We start from the raw sequence: 21,649 nt of genomic DNA, 5'->3' as shown, positions 1-21,649 counted from the left end.
AAAATTGAAAGAAGCTGAGATTATTTCTCAACTTCTTTTTCTTCTTCTACTATTTCAGAAACTTCCACTTTGAGCTTCGTCACGCGTCCATTTTTTACCTTATCATTGGTTAAAATGAGCTTTTTATTCTGACTTTCTACTTCATAGCTCAAACGTTCTTTCGCATCCGGTATGGAGCCAACACCCGTCAAATAATAGCCCGCAATGGTGTCAACGTCATCACTTTCCAGTTCTACTGCAAAATACTCATTAAAATCATTCAAACTCATGGTTCCAAGGACGAAATAAGTATGGTCAGAAACCTGATACACTTCTACTTCAGCCTTATCTGTTTCATCATCTATCTCACCGACAATTTCTTCCAATAAGTCTTCTAGCGTTACAAGACCAGACATACCACCATATTCATCTAGCAATATCGCCATTTGATTTTGCGTATTCCGCAACTCTGTCAGCAAGTCATCTACAAAAATCGTTTCTGGTACAAAAAGCGGCTCTTGCAAAATCTTTCGCAAGACAATGTTCTCAAATCCATTGGTAAAAGCTTCATTTAATAGACGCTTGGTGTGAATAAGCCCGATAACATTATCCTTGTCATCATCATAGACCGGAATCCGAGAAAAATTCTGCTTCAAGATGCTTTCGATAATTTCCTTGGTATCATCATTGATATCTACCATAAAAGCATCAGTCCGAGGCACCATCACTTCACGTGCCATCATTTCATCTAGCGAAAAAATTCCTTGCAGCATTTCAATCTCATCTGCATCCAGCGTTTCTTCACTATTGGTCAGCATGTACTCAATCTCATCACGTGTCATCTTTTCATCTGCATCATCAAAGGTCATCGGTGTTATCCGACTGAGCAGATTGGTGGAAGCGGATAATAACCAAACAAAGGGACTGACAATTTTTCCTAAGAAAATGATGACTGGCGCTGTGCGAACTGCCAAGGAATCTTTAAGATTCAAAGCAATTCTCTTTGGATACAATTCCCCAAAAACAATGGAAATATAAGTCAAAATAGCAACAGATAAGAAGCTGGCAATAGCTCTTGCGGTCTCGGAATTTCCCATCCAAGAAGCAATTTCCTGACCGAGTGTATTGGCCAAACTAGCCCCTGACAAAATCGTAATCAAGGTAATCCCAACTTGAATGGTAGATAAAAAGTGATTGGGATTTTCCAAAACTTTCAATAAGCGAATGTACTTTGCATCGCCTTCTTCAGCCTTTTGCTCCACACGAGCGCGGTTTAAAGATACCATCGCCATCTCGGCTGCTGAAAAAAAGGCGTTTAATAGTGTTAAAACCAGTAATAGTAAAGCTTGCAGTAACAAGGTCTGACTGCTAGGGTCTTCCATGAATGTTCTCTCCTCATATATAAGTAATCTTAATTATAGCATACTTTTTGACTTCTTGCACAGGGAGTGTTAAAAAGAAAAATTTGGAGGAAATTACAAAGAAAATGATTTATTAAGAATCTAGATTTTGCAAAACGGTTTCTAGACGTGAGATTGCATCAACAGGAAGTGCTGTTTTAGGGTATTTTTGATTAAAGGCAAGCAAGAAGTTCAGCCGTATTTGCATTCTTTCCCTGATTAACTGTTTATAACGAGAATCAAAATTTGGAATCGGATAGCCCTCACATTCCATGTATTCGAATCCTTCCAACGGTCCAAATGGTTTAAAATCTGCCGTTTCATCAACAATTTTTTCAATGATATTCAGGCTGATTTCTTTTGAAATTCCCTTTCCCATATAGAATCCGGTATTGATGATATAGCAGTTGACACCAGATTCAAAGAGTGTACGGAATTTCCGATAATCTTCCACCAAGGGATAGACTCTAAATGGATTGGCATAAGGTTCAATCACCAAATCATCATGCTTGCCAGTCACATTTTCAGCATTGGAACGCTTGGTCATCAATGTACAACCCATCGTAGAAGCCATCAGCGGATCGTTGATTTTGACCAACGGTGGGAGAGAATCATCTTTCATAATCCAGAAAATGGCTTGAATAGGCTCATCAATTCGATCAACCCGATTTGGCGTTGCAAAACGAGACTTGACTGTCCGACCATTTCCATTCCGAATATCCTCTGTCACTAATTTTTTTAATCCATTGTCATCCAGTGTCACACCACAATTCTGAACTGTTACAAAAAAGTCCTGCTCCCTATGCCCAATAGAATAGTCATTCGTTTTATCAAAATAGGACGGCTCCAAAGCAATGGAAGAGCCATCTTTTACAGAAATAATAAAGGCATCATCATGTAAAACCTTAATATCATATTTTCCATTATGTTTGGCATGCGTCAGCGTGGATTTTCCTGAACCAGATAAACCAAAGAAAGAAGCTACATAGTCTTGTTTTTCATCTTCTTGTTTAAAAATTTTCAAGCCGCCATGACAAGCCACATAACCATTTCTAGCAGCTGTTGCCCAAGCTAAGGTTAAAGTCGCTTTTTTCAACTCACCAAAGTAATTTAAGCCCAAAATAATGACACAATTATGCTGAGTATCAAAATAAACCAGTCCTTTAGGATAATCTGGATGCTTCCATTTGGGGTCGAAAAAGACAAATATATCATTTTCGTCATATTTTTTAGAAACTCTCAAACGATTTTTAAATTCTTCATCCAAAATTTGAAAGTTTAATAGCCAAGAATAGAGATTGTTGATTTCATCTTCAGGAACCATGAGATGAGCACAAACCATGAAGGCTTCATCAAGCCCCACAACTGCATCTGCCTTATAAAATTTTCGATGATGAGCCTGATAAATTGCACTGCGTACTATTGAAAGCAATTTCTCATCTTCCTCGCTATCTCTACCAAAAATCCGTCGAGCCTCAGCCGTTCGACCAACAACTGCGCCAGAATTCGTTAATAAAACACGAGCATAAGAAGGTAAGCCTAGTTCCTTCGTATGAATCACGGGCATATCTAAGACAATTGTCCCAGCAGCTGCGGAAGCCAATTGATAAGCTTCTTCTACGGTTTTTATTGCAACAACCTGATTTTCATAAAAAGCTGTTTCAATGATTGCTTTCAAAGGTGAGAAATAAGAAGAATCTTTTCTTATCTCCTGCGGAGAATATTTACGACGTGTTACCATAAGTGTACCTCCTCTATCTTATTAGTTCTATTTTAGCATAAAAATACATTTTTAGTTTTAATAAAACGGAAACCTTATAACACCAACATTTCTGGGGGAGTTGTCCCCGCCATTCTTACGACCTGTCTGGACAAGGTCCTTTTTTATCGTTCGAAACAAGAAAATCATTGGTGTAAAGCTTTTCTTGTCATTTCAAAAAGGGAATTTTTTGCATAAAAGAGGGCAGCGTTCTTTTATTCCGAACAATCCCTGCCCTCGTTTAAAAAATATGGGGCGGTATTTCCGAACTTAAAATTCTACCTCTGTTTCTTTGTTCACCCATTTTATCCATGCTTGACAGCTATTGTCAATGTATTTTTTGTGTCCTGCGTCTATCATCCTCTTTTTTAGCCTTTCAATAGAAGAAAAAATAAAAAAGAACTCATCTAAATATTTTTTAGATGAGCTAAAGCGTTGATATGATTGAGTTTGTAAGTATTTTAAAAAAACATTGACATAACATTTAGATTATGATATACTTAACTCGTAAGGTTGAGATAGACCTTATAAAATAAAACAGAAAGGAGCATGATATGAAGCTTTCTGATGTTGCTGTAATGATTGCAGCTGTCGACTCGCTATTGAGTAGAACAGCTAGCATGATTATAGCATTAAAGAAAGAGCCCAAAGAACGCAAGAGGTCGAAATTCAAGCGGTTCAAATAGGCTCTAACAGTAGTGAGGGCGTAAGCCCTCCCGCTACTGTTAGTATATCATATCTAATAATAAAATGAAAATTATATTAGTATTTATTTTCTTTATAATTTCTTTTGTTGGTTTTCTTTATGTTAATCAAAGAAAGAATAAATAAGAAAGGAGACACATGCCAGAAGAAACAAAAAAACGAAAAGGGTATTTAAACCCAAGTCAGCAAAAAGCTGCTAATCAACGATGGGCTGAAAAAAATAAAGAGCATAAAAATTATTTGAGCAGACGTTCAAATGCTCGCGGATTTATTAGAAATCTCGCCACAAAGGAAGATTTAACAGAACTTTCGCGACTTATCGAAAAAAATTTAGAAAAATTTTAAAAAAGTATCGACATAATATTTAGATTATGATATACTTAACTCGTAAGGTTGAGATAGACCTTACAAAATAAAAAACTTGCTACACTCTCAACCGACCAAAGCGATAGTGTAACAAGTCCCAACAAACACTCAATATAGCGCTGTATACATAGTATACCATAGCGTACCTGTTGAGTCAACTTAGGTACGTTTTTTTCGTACATAAAACGCATTATAAAAAAGAGGAAAAGAGGTCTTTTCCATCTCGAATCTTCATCCAGATAACTTTAAAATAAAAAGTCTGGAACAAAAATTTCCCAGACTCTTACAAGATATTGTTTTTTTAACGGAGCAGTGGTTGAAGGTGAGATGACAAAATCAATTTTTTCGCAATATCGATTTTGCTTTCTTCCTTACTTGTTGATAATCCCATACTCTTCGTTTTTCTTTTGTTCTTGTGCAGCTCGATGATTATCATATAAATTCGCCAAGAACTTCGCAATTTCTTTCAAAATGGAATAAGTCGGAATTGCCACAATCATCCCAACAATCCCATAAATATTACTTGACAAAAGTAGGAGAACCATAATGGTAATAGGATGCACCTTCATCACGCCACCTACAATCCGCGGGTAGAGAATATTGCCATCAATTTGTTGTACAATCAACATATAAAGTACAGCAATCACCATTTTTTTCGGATCAGTAATCAAATAAGTAATCATCATGGGAATCAAGCCAATGCTTGGTCCCACATAAGGAATAAGATTGGCAATCATAGAAAAAATAGCAAAAATTAAAGCATATTTCAAGCCGATAACACTATACCCAATGAAAGCTAATGTCCCAATAATAAAAGCGTCAATCGAAATCCCACTAATATATCGAGCAATCGTTGCATTAAGATTGGTCAATAATTTGGTGATATTCAGCTTATCTCGCTTCAGAACAGTTCTTTCCAACATTGGAAGCAACTTATCTCCGTCAATTAAGAAATAAACCAAAAATATAGGGGTCATGATGAGAATCAAAAAGGTATTCACCACCGCTGAAACAACACTCCCCAAACTATTCGTGACACTATTTAAAATATTTTGTAGAATATCCACATAAGACAGATTTAATTGCCTAATCATAGACTGGATATTTAAGTTTTTAAAGAGAGCATGTTGTGATAGCTGGTTAATCCAATTTTGCAATTCTCCATAAACATTTTGGCCGGAAGATATCAAGCTCGTCAACTGTGTAATTAAAATCGGCAAGAGATAGATAATTCCCAAGGTAATAAGCCCAAACAAAAGCACCAAGGTAATTAAAACACCAAAAATCCGCTTAATTTTCAGTTCTTTTTCCAAAAATTTCACCAACGGATTGGTCACATAATATAAAAAACCTGCGATTAGAAAAGGAATTAAAACCGTATTTAAAACACTCACAAAAGGGGAAATCAGGCCTTCCATTTGTCGCCAGATAAAAAAGATAATGGTTAATAGCAAGACTTCTGTTGTCCAAAAAAATAACTTACTTTTATGAAACATATTGTTCCTCCTACCAGTTATTCTATCATATTTTCTAATAAAAATGAGTGCTTTTCTAAAAATGAAACAAATTATTTTTTAAGAAGATGTACTTCTATCTCACAATTTCAAAAACTAGTTCATTATTCTTGCTTGCTTATAAATCATGGTAACATGAACTCGTGATTCTAGGATAAAGGGTTCGCTGATAGCTTCAAATCCAAATTTTTCATACAAACCAACAACCTGCTCTTGCGCCTCTATCCGAATCTCTTTTTCGGGCCATTTTTCAGCACAAGTCTCCATAATTTCTTGGATCAACTCGCGCCCAAGTCCTTGCCCGCGAGCAGATGCCGCTGTTACAATACGACCAAAGTGAATCGTTTTTCCCGTCTCAAATACTCTCGCATAAGCATCCACTTCTTCGGATTCATTTTCATGAAAAATATGAACGGCTACTAAATCGTTCTCGTCCAAATCATTGTAAACACTCTTTTGCTCCACCACAAATGTTTCTAAACGCAATTTCAAACATTTATAAAATTCTAAGGTGGTTAATTCCTCAAACGTCTTTTTGTACCACATACTTGTTTTCCCTTCCTCTTTATTATATAATAATTGTAAATGCAACTATAAAAGGAGCCTGTTATGGACTATCGTCATCTCTTTCGTCAAATGGGCATGATTTCTCGTCAAGCCATGATGAATATGAATCATGAAGCCAGCCAATACAACTTAGATAATAATCTCTTTCTTATCCTTATCCGCATTGTTGAACACGAAGGATTGAATCAGTCTCAACTTTCTAATATGGTGAAAATCGATAAAACAACACTTAGTCGTTCTCTGAAAAAATTAGCAGAAAAAGGATTTATCACAAAGAAAGTCAATTCTCAAAATAAGAAATTTAAAGAACTTTACCCTACGACAAAGGCATTGCAAGTCTACGACCGATTGATTGGATTTGAAACAATCTATATTCAATCTGTCATGAAAAATCTGACATCTTCCGAGCTCTTTCAACTAGAAGCCATTCTCAATAAAATAGAAAATTCTCAATGAAATTAGTATAACATACATTAGTTGCATTTGCAACTTTTAAATCAAAAAAATGAAGAGGCTGGGATAAAAGTCCTTAACCTCGTCAGATTTTTATGAGTTTCTTGCAAGTCGCAGTGGTTGAGTGAGCTCTATGCGGTTGATAAATCAACCTTTACAGCCCTACTCAATTGTGCGGGGGTGGGACGACAAAATCAAATTTCTTCGAAATTACCGATTTTTATCCCACTCCCTTTTGATTATTTCGTTTCAAATCCTTCTGCAACTGCTTGCGCAAAATGTTCTTCAACGATTTCTGCACAGTGGTCACAAACAATTGCATGATAGCTGCGTTCTTTGACTGTTTCATCTACCCGACGGCAACGTTCACAAACTTGACCCTCTGCATGTTCAACTGTAAAGGCTACATCCTCAAAAGCAACAGCATGCTCAGGAGCCATTTCATCTGCGATTGTTAATTTAGAAACAATGAGAAGTTGCGCAACATCGCTATTAACTGCTTCAAGCAACGTTTTCACTACTTCATTTTGATAAACAGTTAAGTGAGCTTCCAAGGATTTTCCAATCACTTTTTCGTTACGTGCCTCTTCCAAAGCTTTTTGCGCTTGACTGCGGAAGTTCATAAAGGCTGTCCAAGTATCCAACAGTTCTTCCTCATTTGGGAAAGTCAAACCATCTGGCAATTCCGCTAACTGAACAAATTCTTCTGGCTCATGATCCAAGTAAGACCAGATTTCCTCTGCTGTATGTGGAAGAATTGGGGTCAATAATTTTGTAATTTTTACTAAAATATCGTAAAAGACGGTCTGCATTTGACGGCGTTCCAATGATTTAGCTGCTTCAATATAGACAACATCTTTTGCAAAATCAAGATAGAAAGCTGATAAATCAACTGTCACGAAGTTTACAATCGCTTTATAAATATCTAAAAATTCAAAGTCGGAATATGCTTCACGAATTGTCTTGACAAGTTGATTAAATCGAACAGTCATGTACTTATCAACAGAGCGAAGGTCATCATAAGCAACAGCGTCTTCTTTTGGATTAAAATCAGAGGTATTGGCAATCAAGAAGCGCAAAGTGTTACGGATTTTTCGGTAGGTTTCAGACACTTGACCAAGAATATCCATTGAGATACGCACATCGTTGCTAGAATCCACACTCGTCACCCAAAGACGCAAGATTTCAGCCCCAAATTGTTTTTCAACATCACTTGGAGCAATGGTGTTGCCGAGAGACTTAGACATCTTCTCGCCTTTGCCGTCCAAAGCAAACCCTTGTGAAAGAATTTGTTTATAAGGAGCCACTCCATGATTTGCAACAGAAGTAATCAGGGAAGAATTGAACCAACCACGATATTGGTCAGATCCTTCAAGATAAAGGTCTGCAGGATAAGTCAATTCTGGACGATTCACAACTACGCCATTCCAAGAAGAACCTGAATCAAACCACACGTCCATGATGTCCGTTTCTTTAGTGAATGCACCATTTGGTGACCCTGGATGAGTAAATCCTTCTGGCAGCAAGTCTTTTGCTTCCCGTTGCCACCAAACAATCGAACCATGCTCAGCAAAGAGCTCAGCCACATGCTCAATCGTTGCCTCTGTCATAATCGGTGTACCGTCCTCCGCATAAAAGATTGGAAGCGGCACTCCCCAAGCACGCTGACGTGAAATGACCCAATCTCCACGATCACGAATCATATTGTAAAGACGAACCTTGCCCCATTCCGAATGGAACTTCACTTTTTCAATTTCGTCCAAAATTTCTTGACGGAATTTTGAAACTGAAGCAAACCATTGCGGTACTGCTCGCCAGATAATTGGCTTTTTCGTCCGCCAGTCAAATGGATAGGAGTGAGAGATTTCTTCTTGAGCGAGAAGAAGATTCCCTAATTTTTCAATAACCGTTGGCACTACCTTGTCATAAAATTGTCCTGCAAAATCTGGACCAGCATTTTCCATCATGATGCCACGTTCATTGACCGTAACAGCCACTTCTAATCCATTTGCAATCCCAACATTGTAGTCGTCCTCACCAAAACCAGGAGCAGTATGGACAATTCCTGTACCTGAATCCAGCGTAACGTGGTCACCAAGAATCACCAACTCATCTACTTCTTCATCCCACGGATGCTCTATCACGATATGATTCAGTGCAGCGCCGCGATGAGTTGCCAAGACCTCCACATCTTCCCAGCCGAATTTTTCAGACAAGCTATTGAGCAGATCAGCAGCAACAACAAATTTACGACTTTCCCCAGCTGGTTTTACTACAACATAATCAAAGTCAGCACCTACTGTCAAACCGCGAGAAGCTGTAATGGTAAATGGTGTTGTCGTCCAAACTACAATATAAGTATCTGTATCCAGCACATTTTTGCCATCTTTTACCTTATTTGCATAGTAAAGAGAAGTGGAAATCAAATCATGATATTCAATTTCTGCCTCAGCCAGAGCAGACTCAGATGACCATGACCAATAAACAGGCTTCGCACCACGATAAATATAGCCTTTTTTCGCCATTTCTCCAAAAACACGAATTTGAGCAGCTTCATAATCTGGGGTCAACGTCACATACGGATTTTCCCAATCACCAGAAACACCTAAGCGTTTGAAATCTTCACGTTGCTTGTCCACTTGACTCAGTGCATAATCGAGACAAAGCTTCAAATACTCTGCCAAATCCATTTCTTTGCGTTTCACACCTTGCTTCGCTAGGACTTGCTCAATTGGAAGACCATGAGTATCCCAACCTGGAATGTAAGGTGCATAGTAGCCAGACATGGATTTTGAACGCACAATAATATCTTTTGAAATCTTATTCATGGCATGACCAACGTGAATATTTCCATTAGCATACGGAGGCCCATCATGAAGTGTGAAGTGCGGTTTCCCTTCGTTCAATTCTTGACGACGTTGATACAATTTTGCATCTTCCCACTCTTTTTGCCAAAGAGGTTCTTTATTTGGCAAGCCAGCACGCATTGGAAAAGCAGTTTTCCCAAGATTAAGAGTTTCCTTTAATTTCATAAATTCTCCTTTTTCATATTAGTAACAAATTAAAATAAAAAACCACAAATTCATCCAAAGGACGAAAATTCGTGGTACCACCTTCATTTAGACAAGAATAATATTCCTATCCCTCTTACTCGTAACGTGAGTTAAGCGTTAAATCTTACTGTTTTCAGATCTAAGTTTGTAAAATGATAATCCTAACAAAAGGGATTACAGGTCTCTCACCGTCACCTGCTCGCTGCGAATATTTTGTTAACATCTTGTTTTTACATTTTCTTATAAAATATCTACAGATTCTGTTGAAGTAGCTTCTGATCTTTCATCATTTGTTAAATGTAAACCCAAAACAGACTCGTCTAAAGTTTCAAATGCTTGTGTTTCTGCTAATTCACGATTTGCTTCTTCAATACGTCTTTGTAATTCTTCCATTTCTTCTGGGGAGAATTGACGTGTCACATCCACTTCATCCTCTTCTGGAGTCGTTACGACTTCACCTAAAGCAGACTGAACAACTTCTTTAAAGGCTTCATCGCTTGTCTGCAAATAAGTAGCTGTTGGACGAAGAATATCTTCCCATTCTGAAGAATTTACAATGCTTAATTGACTTTCAATTGTTGATTTTAAACGTTGGTGGAAGACACGCGTTTTATTTTTCAACTCTTCTGTTTCAACAGCCACTTTCTTAGCGTTGTCTGTCGCTTGACGAAGAATTTCATTAGCCTTGTATTTTGCCTCGTCCAACAAATGTTGGGCTTCTTGCTCAGCCTTATGAACAATGTTTTCAGAACGGTCATTTGCCGCTTGTTTCACACGTTCTGCCGTATCTTGTGCAATCAATACAGACTGGCTAAGGGAATCCTTCATCTCGTCAAAATAGGTCAAACGTTCTTCCAGATTTTTAATTTTTGACTCTTGCTCATGATTGACACGAACTAAATCTTCGTAATCTTGGACAATGATGTCAAGAAATTCATCAACTTCGTCAACATCATATCCTCTAAATTTGTGAGCAAAAGCTTTATCTTTAATTTCTAATGATGTAATAGCCATATTTTCTCCTTACTTACTAGACAATAATTCAACAGTTAACTTATACTTTCCATTTTTTGAAAAGCCATTTTCTCTTAAAACTTTTACTCTCCCATATCCTCGTACACTAATTAAGTCATTCAATAACAAATGATGACTGGGATTATCCAGCATGGAATAGTTTACCTTAACTTGCTTTGTTGCTATCAGCCGAGCGGCAATGCTTCGCGATAAACGAAATGAAGCAGCCACCACTTTATCCAAACGCATACTAGAGACAAGCACATCTCTTAGCTTTGAATCTGCTTGAACAGCTATCTGTTGTGAAAAATCCACTTGCTTCAATTTTACAGGTATCTTTGCTATCCTTGAGATATGATCGATGAAAAATTGGGTGAATTTTCTATCTACCATAATTTGTGCTCTACCAGAAGCAACAAGAATATCACCAAAAACTTTGCGTTCAATTCCTAATTGATTCAATAACGTTCCCATTATTTGTGAATGGGTTAAGTGGTGAAATTTATTCACATAGCTGATTTCTAACAAATCCATTTCAAAATCACTTAATTGCAATTCATAGTAGAGAGGAGCAATAATGACTTTAGCAAATTCACTCGTATAATAATCCGAACTTGAAAATATTTGCAATTGCAAGTGATTCCCAAGATTTCGCAAAACTTCAACTTGATGTGGATTTACAAACGAAGTCACTTCAAAAGAATAAGAATCCTCAACGCGCTGCATCTGTTCTAAACTTTTATCAACAAATTCACGATCTTCTTCTGCAAAATGTTGGTATAAATGTTTGGTATTCTTCATGAATTTAAGCTAAAAGCAAAAGGACATTCAAAATGATGCCGGAAACAAAATTCAGAAGAAAGATAACGACAAGAACCGTCCAATCAATCCCAGCAAATTGTAGGTTGAAACGTTGAAATGGTTTTAAAACAGGCTCTACTATCCGCAAAATCAACTGACCAAACGACGTTTGATAGGCACCTGGAAACCATGATAAGAGAGCATACACCACTAAAATGAATGAATACAATCTTACTAAATTATAAAGTATATTTACAATCCAAACCATGCTTTTATCTACGTTTCATATCAAAATCAAATTCGCCATTTTGCAAATCTTCAGGTAATTTTAAGTCCTCAACATTTACAATAACATTGATTGGCGTTAGCAGGTACATTGTGCTTGCAACTTTTTTTATACTTCCAGCAAGCACATAACGAGCACCATCCAGATAATCCAAACAACGACGAGCTTGTACTTCTGTCATATATTGAAAATCAATCAAAATGCTTTCATTAACAATTAACAAATCAACAATTTCAGTTGTTTCTTCATATTTTCTTGGATAACGAACATTGATTGTCACTTTATCATCTGAAATCGTGCGATGTTGTGCCAATTCTTGCTGACGCGCATGAAGACGAGTGATGTTTTCATTTGCTCCTGATTTTGCAGAAGACTGTGAAGAACTACTCGCTGTATGTACTGTTCTTTCTTTGGTAGGTGTCACAGATTGACTACTCACACGTGGTGGTAGCTCAGGCGTTTGAACGCCGGCATCTTCACCATCTTCCGTAAAGTAATCAATGAATTTATCAAATCTATCTTTAAGAGACATAATACTTCCCTATTTAAAAAATGCGGTACCAATTCTGACAAAAGTCGAACCATTTGCGATGGCTATTTCATAATCGCGGCTCATTCCCATACTTAAATCAGTAAAAGGCATATTGGATAACTGTTTACGTTGTAATCTTTGTTGTAGTTGATAGGCTTGTTGGAAGATGACATTTAATGCAGCTTCATCTGCTTCAATCGGTGCCATGGTCATCAAACCTACAATCTGAATGTTTTCAAGTTTTTCTAGCTCAGGTAAACTAGCATCAATTTCCTCTACAGTAAGACCATGTTTGCTAGCTTCTTTGGAAATATTTACTTGTAAAAAGCATTTAATGATATGTTCTGCTCTTTTGTTAATTTCTTGAGCTAATTTTACTGAATCTAAGGCATGGAAATAGTCAACATAATTGATGACATCTTTCACTTTCCGCCTTTGAAGCGTACCAATTAAGTGCCAAGTTACATGTTCATCTTTTAGAGCCTGATATTTATCTAGAAATTTATCTACTCGATTTTCACCGATATGATGAATTCCTGCTTTAACCAGCTCTTTAGCAGTAGAGCTGTCAACATATTTGGTGACAGCTATTACTTCTACTGATTTTTCTGAGCGATTGGCTTTTTGCGTAGCTTGCGCTACATTTTCCAAAACTTGATGTGTATTCTTTTCTAAATCCATTTTAACGATTTTTAAAGAATGGTGGTGTTTCTAATTCATCGTCATCAGAACTAGTATCTTCATAACGCTCTACAGCTGGCGCTGTATTTGCTTCTGTTGAACGAACAATATTCTCACGACGCAAATCCCAATTACCAAATGCTGAAGCTTGTGGAGCTTCTGCCCGTTGACGACTTGGCTTTGGAACTTCAAGGTTTTCTGTCAGGTCAAAGTTACGATCATAGCCTTGACTTCCTCTAGAATGACGATTTTCACGAGTTCCAGCTGCATAAGAATTTTGTTGAGCAACTGGACGAACACCACTTACTCGATCAATTTTTTCTTGGCGGACACCTGTTGCAACAACTGTCACACGAATTTCATCTTTCATGCTGTCGTCAATAGAAGTACCTAACCAGATATTCACACCGTGACCAGCTGCTTGATTGACGATTTCTGATGCTTCTTCTGCTTCAATCAAGGTCATATCAAGACCACCTGTAACGTTGATGATGACATCTTCAGCTCCATCAATCGTTGTTTCAAGAAGCGGTGAATAGATAGCCTTACGTGCAGCTTCGATAACACGTTCTTCACCACTACCTATACCAATTCCCATAAGAGCATCGCCTTTATTTTCCATAACGGTTTTCACATCAGCGAAGTCAAGGTTGATAAGTCCTGGGCTTGTAATTAAGTCTGTAATTCCTTGTACACCTTGGCGAAGAACATTGTCTGCCTCGCTCAAAGCTTCAAGAAGAGGAGTTTTCTTATCAACAATTTCAAGCAAATTATTGTTTGAAATGATGAGAAGTGTGTCTACATGCTCACGAAGTTCATTGATTCCTTCAATCGCATAGTTACCGCGTTTGCTTCCTTCAAAACCAAAAGGACGAGTTACTACAGCTACTGTCAAAGCGCCAACTCCCTTGGCAATCCGAGCAATAACTGGTGCAGCACCTGTACCAGAGCCACCGCCCATGCCAGCAGTAATAAAGACCATGTCAGCTCCTGTGAGAGCTTCTGTCAATACTTCTTCGCTTTCTTCAGCCGCTTTACGACCGATTTCAGGCTGTCCTCCAGCACCAAGACCACGCGTCAACTTTGGACCAAGTTGAATAACGGTTTCTGCTTTTGAACCACTAAGAGCTTGCACATCTGTATTGGCAGCGATAAATTCAACGCCTGATACTCCTTCATCAATCATGCGGTTAATGGCATTACCGCCACCACCACCGATACCAATAACTTTAATTACTGCTCCTTGTGCTGCAGCTGTATCAAATGAAAATGTCATAATGTATTACCTTCTCCTTTAATCAAACATATTACCAAGTAGATTTCGAACACGATCTGTCAATTTTTCTTTTGGCTGTTGAGGTTGTGTTGGAAGTGGCTCTGGACGTTCAACTTCTTCTGTTGCTTCATCGTTCAAAGTCGTAGTTGACTGTTGAGATTGAGTAAAGCGTTGCAACGGATTGAACGACTGACTTTGCTGTGTTGAACGAGAGAATTCAACTGGTTGATGCCGTAAAAGTTCATCACCATGAACAGCAGCTTGTGCTAAAACATCCACTTCAGATAAGTTTCCTGCATACTCTGACAAACTGATGACATGAGCAAAAGCTGGATTACGGATACTGATTTGATTTGGAACATATAATTTAACGGGAACACCGAAAACTTCTTGTGCCAATTCTACCACACCTGGTAAAATTGCACCACCTCCGATAATCACAATCCCACCTGGAAGTTCTAATAAATGTCTTCTCTCTAAATCTTGCTTGATTTGTTCAAAAATATGTTTAACACGTGCTGAAATAATTTCTGCTAAATAACGCTCTGTTACTTCAACCGGTTCCACTTCACCAATTACTTCCACTTGGAAAGACTCATTGCTAGCGGCAGGTACGTATGCTTCTCCATAGTTAAATTTCAAGCTCTCTGCCAACTTCTTAGATGTTTTTAAAACCTTAGAAATGTCTTTTGTGACATACTCGCCACCTTCTTGATAGATATTGGTAAATTGCAGTTCTTGGTTGCGAACAGAAGCTACTGTTGTTTGGCCACCACCCATATCAATGACAGTTGCACCAAATTCACGTTCTCCTTCATTCAGAACGGATTTTGTCATGGCAAGTGGAGAAATGATAATATTTTCTACTTGAACTCCTGCTCGCTCAACTGTTTTTCTCAAATTATGAAGAATGGTACGTGGGCCTGTATATAGAAGACCACGCATTTCTAAACGAATTCCCATCATTCCGCGAGGATCACGAATTCCTTGGAAACCATCTACGATGAATTCCTCTGGGATAAAGGTAATAACTTCACGGTCTGGAGTCATACTTTTTGTCAAAGCAGATCTCACAACGTTTTCAACATCTGCATCTGTAATTTCTTTTGTTTCACTTGTCACAGGAATCATACCTTGTGTTGCTTCAATCTGTAACAAGTTAGCAGGCAAACCAACGTTCACCAACTTAATGGAAATTCCTGCTTTTTCTTCTGCTTGTGAAATTGCCGATTTTATAGCACTTGCTGCTGCTTCAATATCTACAATGATACCATCTTTTACACCAGCACTTTTTGCATTACTGACTCCGATTACGTTTAATTCATTGTTTACGTGTTCTGCTACCAAGACCTTAATGGAGCTTGTTCCGATATCTAATCCTGTAAAAAAGCCATCTCTAGCCATTAGACCATTCCTCTCTGTCTACCAAGTTTCTCACTTATCAATTTAACTATCAAAAAAGTATAGTTATTCAAAGCATATTATAACACAAAAATTTAAAAAGTGGTTAGATTTTCTGCATTATTTTAGCTAATTCGATAACTAAATATTCCTGCTTCCATATCTACAGTACTTGTTTCTGTTAGTTGTGGTTTTATTTTTTCATAATAAGGTAGCTTTTTGCCCACTTCTGACAAGGGAACTAGAATTTTATTTCCATCTGTCATGGTGAGTGTCAACAAATCTTCGGTCGCTTTACTTGGTGTATGCTGAACTGTTTGGATTTCCGATTTGATAGCATCAGAAACACCTGATAATTGTTGCACAAATTTCTTAAGCATAGCTTTATCTGAAAAATCAAGTGTCATATAACTTTTAGGTAATTGGGATTTATTAACTGGGTTAGCAATTTCCTCCCCGCTAGATAATACTGGGAAATATTGCTCTCCAGAATAATCATAAGCGACAACTTTATATTCTGTCACTTTAATTTTGAATGTAATAGGAAACTGATAGATTATTTCTGCTTTTTCAACCCATAAATTTGACTGTTTGATATTCTTAGCATGAGCTTTTTGGCTCAAATAGGTCGTCAAGGTGTAATCGTCTTTTTGAATACTAGAGGCCTCCAAGACCTCTGTTTTAGAAATCTGTTTATTTCCCGTCACCTCTATGTTCTTTAATTTTGAATAGGGACTGATAAAATAAACAGCTAAAATCAACAAAACAGAACTTAGAATCAAGACTGGAAGAGCACGGTAAACATGACGAGGTGCGATTTTTTCTCTACCCTCTTTTTCTTTGCGTTTTGCTTGTTTGCGTTCCGCTTTCTTCTTTTTTCTCAAGGCTGTTTTATCAAGAGGCTCATCTTGTTCTTCCTCGGAGAACTCTGTCTCAGTGGATTCTTCTAAGTCCTCTGATTCTGCTTCTTGAGTATCAGATGTTACTTCTGGTTTTTCATCTTCCTCGCCTACATCTGATTTTTCAGGATTTGGCAAATGCTGCTTTTTTTGCTCTGCCAATTCTTTCTCTTTTTCAGCTTCTTCTTGAGCCTTTTTTTCAAGATATTCCTTGTTTCTTTTTTGCCATTCAGAAAGTTGTTTTTCCTGTTCTTTCTGATCCTCTTGCTTCTTTTTTGTCATTTTCTTCCTTTATCTATGTCATTTTTTAAAAGGTTATAAAATTCATCTAACGATTTTATTTCGTGAGACTGTTTCATGTTTTCTTCATAACATTCTCTCTGCTCAAGCAACTCTGTCATCACTTTTTGGAGATTTTCCAAATTCAGTTGAGGCTCGTCTAATTTTTTAGCATAGCCTTTTTTTACAAAATAATCTGCATTTTCAATCTGATCACCGCGACTTGCTTCACGTCCCAAAGGAACAATCACATGGAGTTTTGCCATAGCCAATAACTCAAAAATTGTATTAGATCCGCCACGCGTAACAACGACATCTGCTAAATTCATCAACGGTTGATAGAGGTCAGTCACATAGGCAATTCGGTACAGATGATTTGATAATTCATCTAAATGAGCATCGCCTGATAAATTGATAATATTGTAATGCTGAGTTAGCTCTGCTTTATTTGCCGTTACAAAATCATTAAAAACCCTTGCTCCGGCTGACCCACCAACAAAAAGAAGTGTCGGAAGGTTTTCATCAAAATGCTGCTGAATCGCTTGAATCTGCTCATTTGGAGCAGTTATTTTTTCTCCTACCTTTGTCACAGCTCCTACATGCTCAATTTTTGTCAACGCATGGGCTTGCTCAAAAGTAGAATACATTTTTATCGCACATTTGTAAGCAATTTTATTGGCCAAGCCAATAGAGAGATCTGACTCATGCACATAAACTGGTACTCTAGATAAACGCGCTGCAATTACTGGAGGAACCGACACAAATCCACCTTTAGAAAAAAGAGCTTGTGGACGAACCTTTATCATAATTCCTAAGGATTGTAAAATCCCCCAAGTTACTTTGAAAATATCCAGCATATTTTCCCAAGAAAAATAACGGCGTAATTTTCCTGTTGCTATTGAATGAAAAGTTATATTCAATCCCGACTTCTGGATTTCTTGGTATTCAATCCCATGCTTGTCACCGATATAGTGGACTTGCCAGCCTGCTTCTAGAAATTTTGGAATGAGTAAAAGGTTTAGAGTCACATGACCAACCGTTCCTCCACCTGTAAATATAATCTTTTTCATCTTAACCCTTTAATTCTTCAAATGTTGTAATAAACTCATCGCCACGAACTTCAAAATTTGGATACATGTCCCAGCTAGCATTTGCAGGACTGAGAAGAACAATGTCACCTGCTTGAGCTTCAGCAAAAGCCTTTTGCGTCGCATCTTTCACATCAGCAGCATCCATATAGCTAACACCTGCTTTATCTGCTGCTCTCTTGACACGTGCTGCAGATTCTCCAAGAATAACCATTTTCTTCAATCCTTGAATATCTGGCACCAATTCGTCAAATTCATTGCCACGATCCAGTCCACCAGCAATCAAGATAACCTTGCTATTGTCAAAACCAGACAAGGCCTTTTGCGTTGCAAGAATATTCGTGGATTTGCTATCGTTATAAAATTTTACATGGTTGATTTCACCAACATATTGAAGGCGGTGTTTAACGCCACCGAAACCTGCCAATGTTTCTTTGATGACTTGATTGTCAATGCCACGCAGTTTCGCAACTGCAATAGTTGCAAGGGCATTTTCAACATTATGGCTACCTGGTACACCAAGCTCATCCGTTGTCATAATTGACTCGCCACGGAATGTCAAGACGTTTCCTTCTAAATAAGCGCCGTCTACCTTTTCCGTCGTTGAAAATGGCACAACAGTCGCTTGCGTCTTTGCAGCCAATTCTTTCGCTAATGTTTGGTTGAAATTCAACACGAGGAAGTCAGATTTGTTCATGTTTTCTTGAATGTTCCATTTAGCAGCGACATATTCTTCAAAAGAGCCATGATAATCAATGTGAGTTGGCATCAGATTGGTAATCACTGCAATCTCTGGGTGAAAGGTTTCAATGCCCATGAGTTGAAAAGAAGACAGCTCCATGGCCAACGTATCATTTTTGGTTGCAGTGGTTGCAACTTGACTGGCTGGAAAGCCAATATTCCCAGAAAGCAAACCATTTTGACCACCTGCAGTCAAGACTTCCGCAATCATTGTTGTCGTCGTTGTTTTTCCATTAGAACCAGTGATTCCAATGATTGGAGCATCTGAAATCAAATAAGCCAACTCGACTTCAGTGATGACTGGAATTTTCTTTTCCAAAGCTCTCGCTACCATAGGATTGTCGTAACGAATACCGGGATTTTTGACCATCAGTTCAAACTCTTCGTCCAAGAGCTCCAAAGGATGCCCCCCTGTGACAACTTTGATGCCTTCTTCAAGGAGAGACTGAGCAGCAGGATTTTCCTCAAACGGCTTCCCGTCATTTACTGTGACAATCGCTCCCAACTTATCTAGTAAACGAGCAGCGGATTCACCAGACTTGGCCAAACCTAAAACTAAAACCTTCTTATTTGCAAAATTTGTAATGTGCTTCATAACACGCCTCTTTTTAATTCTTCTGTATCTATTTTACCTTTTTTTCAGAAAATAAAAAAGCCTTTACGGCTTTTTATTCTTGTCTGTTACGAAGTTTTGAGCGAAACGATACTTTTTTATCTTTTTGTGACAATTTTGAAATATCACGTAGAGAAAAATAGGCTACGCCAATCATTGCAATTCCTACGAAAAATTCAGACGGTAATTGAAAAATCTGAAATACTGCCAATCCTAATAAAATGATAAAAGCGACTAGGGCAATCACTAAAACTACTACATTTAAAGTCCCTTTAATGCTCTGTGGAGCAGCAAAAATGTAAAATAATAGGATGAGAATCCCAAAGATCAAATAAAACATTTCTGCTCCTTTCTAGCCTATCCGCTTCATATATTAGCAACAAAGCAAACCACTCTTTCATTATTCAGCTGATTTTTTCTTTTTAGCAGCTTTGGCACGTTGATTTTTATCAAGAATTTGTTTCCGCAAACGGATTGATTCTGGTGTAACTTCCATGTACTCATCATCATTCAAGAATTCAAGTGATTCTTCCAATGTCAAAATACGAGGCGTTTTAATAACCGCTGTTTGGTCTTTCGTTGCAGACCGAACATTGGTCATTTGTTTGGCTTTTGTAATATTAACCGTCAAGTCATTTTCACGTGAATTTTCACCAATAATCATTCCTTCGTAAACCTCTGTACCTGGATTGACAAAAATGGTTCCACGTTCTTCAATAGACATGATAGAGTAAGTCGTTGCTTTTCCTGTATCAATTGACACGAGAGCTCCACGACGGCGTCCACCAATCTCACCTGGAATCAATGGTAGATATTGGTCAAAGGTATGGTTCATAATCCCGTAACCACGCGTCATAGAAAGGAATTCAGTCGAGTACCCAATCAAGCCACGCGCAGGCACAAGGAAAATCAAACGTGTTTGTCCGTTTCCGGTAGCCACCATGTCTAACATTTCACCCTTGCGCTCAGAAAGACTTTGGATAACTGAACCTTGGTATTCTTCTGGGGTGTCAATTTGCACACGCTCAAATGGCTCGCATTGTACACCGTCAATTTCTTTGACGATAACTTCTGGGCGCGACACTTGTAACTCATAACCTTCACGGCGCATGGTTTCAATCAGGATTGACAAGTGTAATTCTCCACGACCGGATACAATCCATTTATCTGGTGAATCAGTTGGATCCACACGAAGTGAAACGTCCGTTTGCAATTCCGCTTGCAGGCGTTCTTCAACCTTACGAGATGTTACCCATTTTCCTTCACGACCAGCAAATGGTGAATTGTTCACCAAGAAAGTCATTTGCAGCGTTGGTTCGTCAATGTGAAGAATTGGCAATGGCTCTACTGCATCTGTCGGAGTAATCGTTTCACCAACAAAGATATCTTCCATACCAGATACGGCAATCAAATCGCCGGCTTTAGCTTCATCGATTTCACGACGTTCTAGTCCAAAGAAACCAAATAGCTTGGTGACACGGAAGTTTTTCGTTGTGCCGTCTAGTTTAGAAAGTGTCACTTGGTCTCCAACTTTTACAGTCCCACGGAAAACACGACCAATCCCGATACGACCTACAAAATCATTGTAGTCCAAAAGAGAAACTTGGAATTGAAGCGGATCGTCTGAATTATCCATTGGTGCTGGAATATGATCAATAATAGTATCAAAAAGCGGTGCCATAGTGTGCTCTTGGTCAGCAGGATCGTCTGACATAGAAGACGTTCCGTTGATGGCAGAAGCATACACAACAGGGAAATCCAATTGGTCATCATCTGCCCCCAGCTCGATGAAAAGTTCTAAAACCTCGTCCACTACTTCTGCAGGGCGTGCAGACGGTTTGTCAATTTTATTAACGACAACAATCGGCACCAAATCTTGCTCAAGAGCTTTTTTTAACACAAAACGAGTTTGTGGCATGGTTCCTTCATAGGCATCAACGACCAGAACAACCCCGTCCACCATTTTCATGATCCGCTCAACTTCTCCACCAAAGTCCGCGTGCCCCGGTGTATCCATAATATTGATGCGGACGCCATTATAAGCAACCGCTGTATTTTTAGCAAGAATGGTAATTCCACGTTCTTTTTCAAGATCGTTAGAGTCCATTGCGCGTTCTTGCAACTCTTTGCGCTCGTCCAAAGTATGTGATTGCTTCAATAATTCGTCCACCAGCGTTGTTTTCCCGTGGTCGACGTGAGCGATAATAGCGATATTGCGAATATCTTCTCTTAATTTTGTCAT

The 21,649-nt window shown here is 38.2% G+C and carries 17 protein-coding genes and 4 pseudogenes; 2 read left to right on the top strand and 19 right to left on the bottom strand.

Features of this window, described 5'->3' with window-relative positions; all coding sequences use genetic code 11:
* Nucleotides 1–20: 20 nt before the first annotated feature.
* Nucleotides 21–1,361 (bottom strand): hemolysin family protein, encoded by a 1,341-nt coding sequence (locus FQ204_RS06365; RefSeq protein ID WP_144209987.1) that lies wholly within the window; start codon nucleotides 1,359–1,361, stop codon nucleotides 21–23.
* A gap of 112 nt (nucleotides 1,362–1,473) precedes the next feature.
* Complete coding sequence (locus FQ204_RS06360) at nucleotides 1,474–3,120, bottom strand: phosphoenolpyruvate carboxykinase (ATP) (protein WP_144209985.1); 1,647 nt, start codon at nucleotides 3,118–3,120, stop codon at nucleotides 1,474–1,476.
* An 861-nt stretch (nucleotides 3,121–3,981) separates the two neighbouring features.
* Between FQ204_RS06360 and FQ204_RS06355 the strand changes: the two genes are divergently transcribed.
* Nucleotides 3,982–4,188 carry a hypothetical protein gene (locus FQ204_RS06355; protein WP_144209982.1) on the top strand — a complete coding sequence of 69 codons (207 nt, stop codon included), beginning with the start codon at nucleotides 3,982–3,984 and terminating at the stop codon, nucleotides 4,186–4,188.
* Nucleotides 4,189–4,580: 392 nt separating this feature from the next.
* On the opposite strand, the gene FQ204_RS06350 is transcribed toward FQ204_RS06355, so the two are convergent.
* Together FQ204_RS06350 and FQ204_RS06345 are read right to left on the bottom strand one after the other, a co-directional pair.
* Nucleotides 4,581–5,705, bottom strand: coding sequence for an AI-2E family transporter (locus tag FQ204_RS06350; RefSeq protein WP_144209980.1), 1,125 nt, complete (start codon nucleotides 5,703–5,705; stop codon nucleotides 4,581–4,583).
* A gap of 114 nt (nucleotides 5,706–5,819) precedes the next feature.
* The gene (locus FQ204_RS06345) at nucleotides 5,820–6,269 is read right to left on the bottom strand and encodes a GNAT family N-acetyltransferase (RefSeq protein ID WP_144209978.1); all 450 of its coding nucleotides are present in this window, start codon (nucleotides 6,267–6,269) and stop codon (nucleotides 5,820–5,822) included.
* A gap of 63 nt (nucleotides 6,270–6,332) precedes the next feature.
* Here FQ204_RS06345 and FQ204_RS06340 point away from each other — a divergent pair, with 63 nt between their 5' ends.
* On the top strand, nucleotides 6,333–6,746 hold the full coding sequence (locus FQ204_RS06340; RefSeq protein WP_144209976.1) for a MarR family winged helix-turn-helix transcriptional regulator: 414 nt from the start codon (nucleotides 6,333–6,335) through the stop codon (nucleotides 6,744–6,746).
* A 236-nt stretch (nucleotides 6,747–6,982) separates the two neighbouring features.
* Here the strand turns inward: FQ204_RS06340 and ileS are convergent, their stop codons facing one another.
* The 15 genes and pseudogenes from ileS to typA all read right to left on the bottom strand — a co-directional run bounded on the left by ileS (nucleotide 6,983) and on the right by typA (nucleotide 21,649).
* Nucleotides 6,983–9,775, bottom strand: a complete 2,793-nt coding sequence (gene ileS / locus FQ204_RS06335) for an isoleucine--tRNA ligase (protein WP_144209974.1) — start codon at nucleotides 9,773–9,775, stop codon at nucleotides 6,983–6,985.
* Between the two features lie 261 nt (nucleotides 9,776–10,036).
* Entirely contained in the window at nucleotides 10,037–10,810 is a 774-nt protein-coding gene (locus FQ204_RS06330; RefSeq protein WP_144209973.1) for a DivIVA domain-containing protein, read from the bottom strand.
* A gap of 9 nt (nucleotides 10,811–10,819) precedes the next feature.
* A complete protein-coding gene (locus FQ204_RS06325; RefSeq protein WP_144209971.1) occupies nucleotides 10,820–11,611 on the bottom strand; it encodes an RNA-binding protein in 792 nt (263 codons plus the stop codon).
* Nucleotides 11,612–11,615: 4 nt separating this feature from the next.
* Nucleotides 11,616–11,879, bottom strand: coding sequence for a YggT family protein (locus tag FQ204_RS06320; protein ID WP_144209969.1), 264 nt, complete (start codon nucleotides 11,877–11,879; stop codon nucleotides 11,616–11,618).
* 4 nt (nucleotides 11,880–11,883) lie between these two features.
* Nucleotides 11,884–12,249, bottom strand: a pseudogene (locus tag FQ204_RS06315) (cell division protein SepF); the annotation flags it as partial.
* Between the two features lie 96 nt (nucleotides 12,250–12,345).
* Nucleotides 12,346–12,429, bottom strand: a pseudogene (locus FQ204_RS10770) (cell division protein SepF); the annotation flags it as partial.
* Between the two features lie 9 nt (nucleotides 12,430–12,438).
* Nucleotides 12,439–13,110: a YggS family pyridoxal phosphate-dependent enzyme gene (locus FQ204_RS06310; RefSeq protein ID WP_144209965.1), complete on the bottom strand. Its 672-nt coding sequence runs from the start codon at nucleotides 13,108–13,110 to the stop codon at nucleotides 12,439–12,441.
* A 1-nt stretch (nucleotide 13,111) separates the two neighbouring features.
* On the bottom strand, nucleotides 13,112–14,386 hold the full coding sequence (gene ftsZ / locus FQ204_RS06305; RefSeq protein ID WP_144209963.1) for a cell division protein FtsZ: 1,275 nt from the start codon (nucleotides 14,384–14,386) through the stop codon (nucleotides 13,112–13,114).
* Nucleotides 14,387–14,404: 18 nt separating this feature from the next.
* Nucleotides 14,405–14,605 (bottom strand): annotated as a pseudogene (locus FQ204_RS10765) (cell division protein FtsA C-terminal domain-containing protein); the annotation flags it as partial.
* Nucleotides 14,590–15,790, bottom strand: a pseudogene (ftsA, locus tag FQ204_RS06300) (cell division protein FtsA); the annotation flags it as partial. The pseudogenes ftsA and FQ204_RS10765, both read right to left, overlap by 16 nt.
* Before the next feature lie 122 nt (nucleotides 15,791–15,912).
* On the bottom strand, nucleotides 15,913–16,968 hold the full coding sequence (locus FQ204_RS06295) for a cell division protein FtsQ/DivIB (RefSeq protein WP_144209959.1): 1,056 nt from the start codon (nucleotides 16,966–16,968) through the stop codon (nucleotides 15,913–15,915).
* Nucleotides 16,965–18,035, bottom strand: coding sequence for a UDP-N-acetylglucosamine--N-acetylmuramyl-(pentapeptide) pyrophosphoryl-undecaprenol N-acetylglucosamine transferase (locus FQ204_RS06290; RefSeq protein ID WP_144209957.1), 1,071 nt, complete (start codon nucleotides 18,033–18,035; stop codon nucleotides 16,965–16,967). The genes FQ204_RS06295 and FQ204_RS06290 overlap by 4 nt, the downstream gene beginning before the upstream one ends.
* Nucleotide 18,036: 1 nt before the next feature.
* Nucleotides 18,037–19,389, bottom strand: coding sequence for a UDP-N-acetylmuramoyl-L-alanine--D-glutamate ligase (murD, locus tag FQ204_RS06285; protein WP_144209955.1), 1,353 nt, complete (start codon nucleotides 19,387–19,389; stop codon nucleotides 18,037–18,039).
* Nucleotides 19,390–19,462: 73 nt separating this feature from the next.
* Nucleotides 19,463–19,747 carry a DUF3165 family protein gene (locus FQ204_RS06280; RefSeq protein ID WP_144209953.1) on the bottom strand — a complete coding sequence of 95 codons (285 nt, stop codon included), beginning with the start codon at nucleotides 19,745–19,747 and terminating at the stop codon, nucleotides 19,463–19,465.
* Between the two features lie 60 nt (nucleotides 19,748–19,807).
* A complete protein-coding gene (gene typA, locus FQ204_RS06275; RefSeq protein ID WP_144209951.1) occupies nucleotides 19,808–21,649 on the bottom strand; it encodes a translational GTPase TypA in 1,842 nt (613 codons plus the stop codon).

Origin of the sequence: Streptococcus constellatus (genome assembly GCF_902167705.1) — a bacterium.
GTDB classification, from domain to species: Bacteria; Bacillota; Bacilli; order Lactobacillales; family Streptococcaceae; genus Streptococcus; species Streptococcus constellatus_A.
The sequence above is the reverse complement of the archived record's forward strand: the minus strand, read 5'-3'. Positions and strand labels throughout refer to the sequence as shown.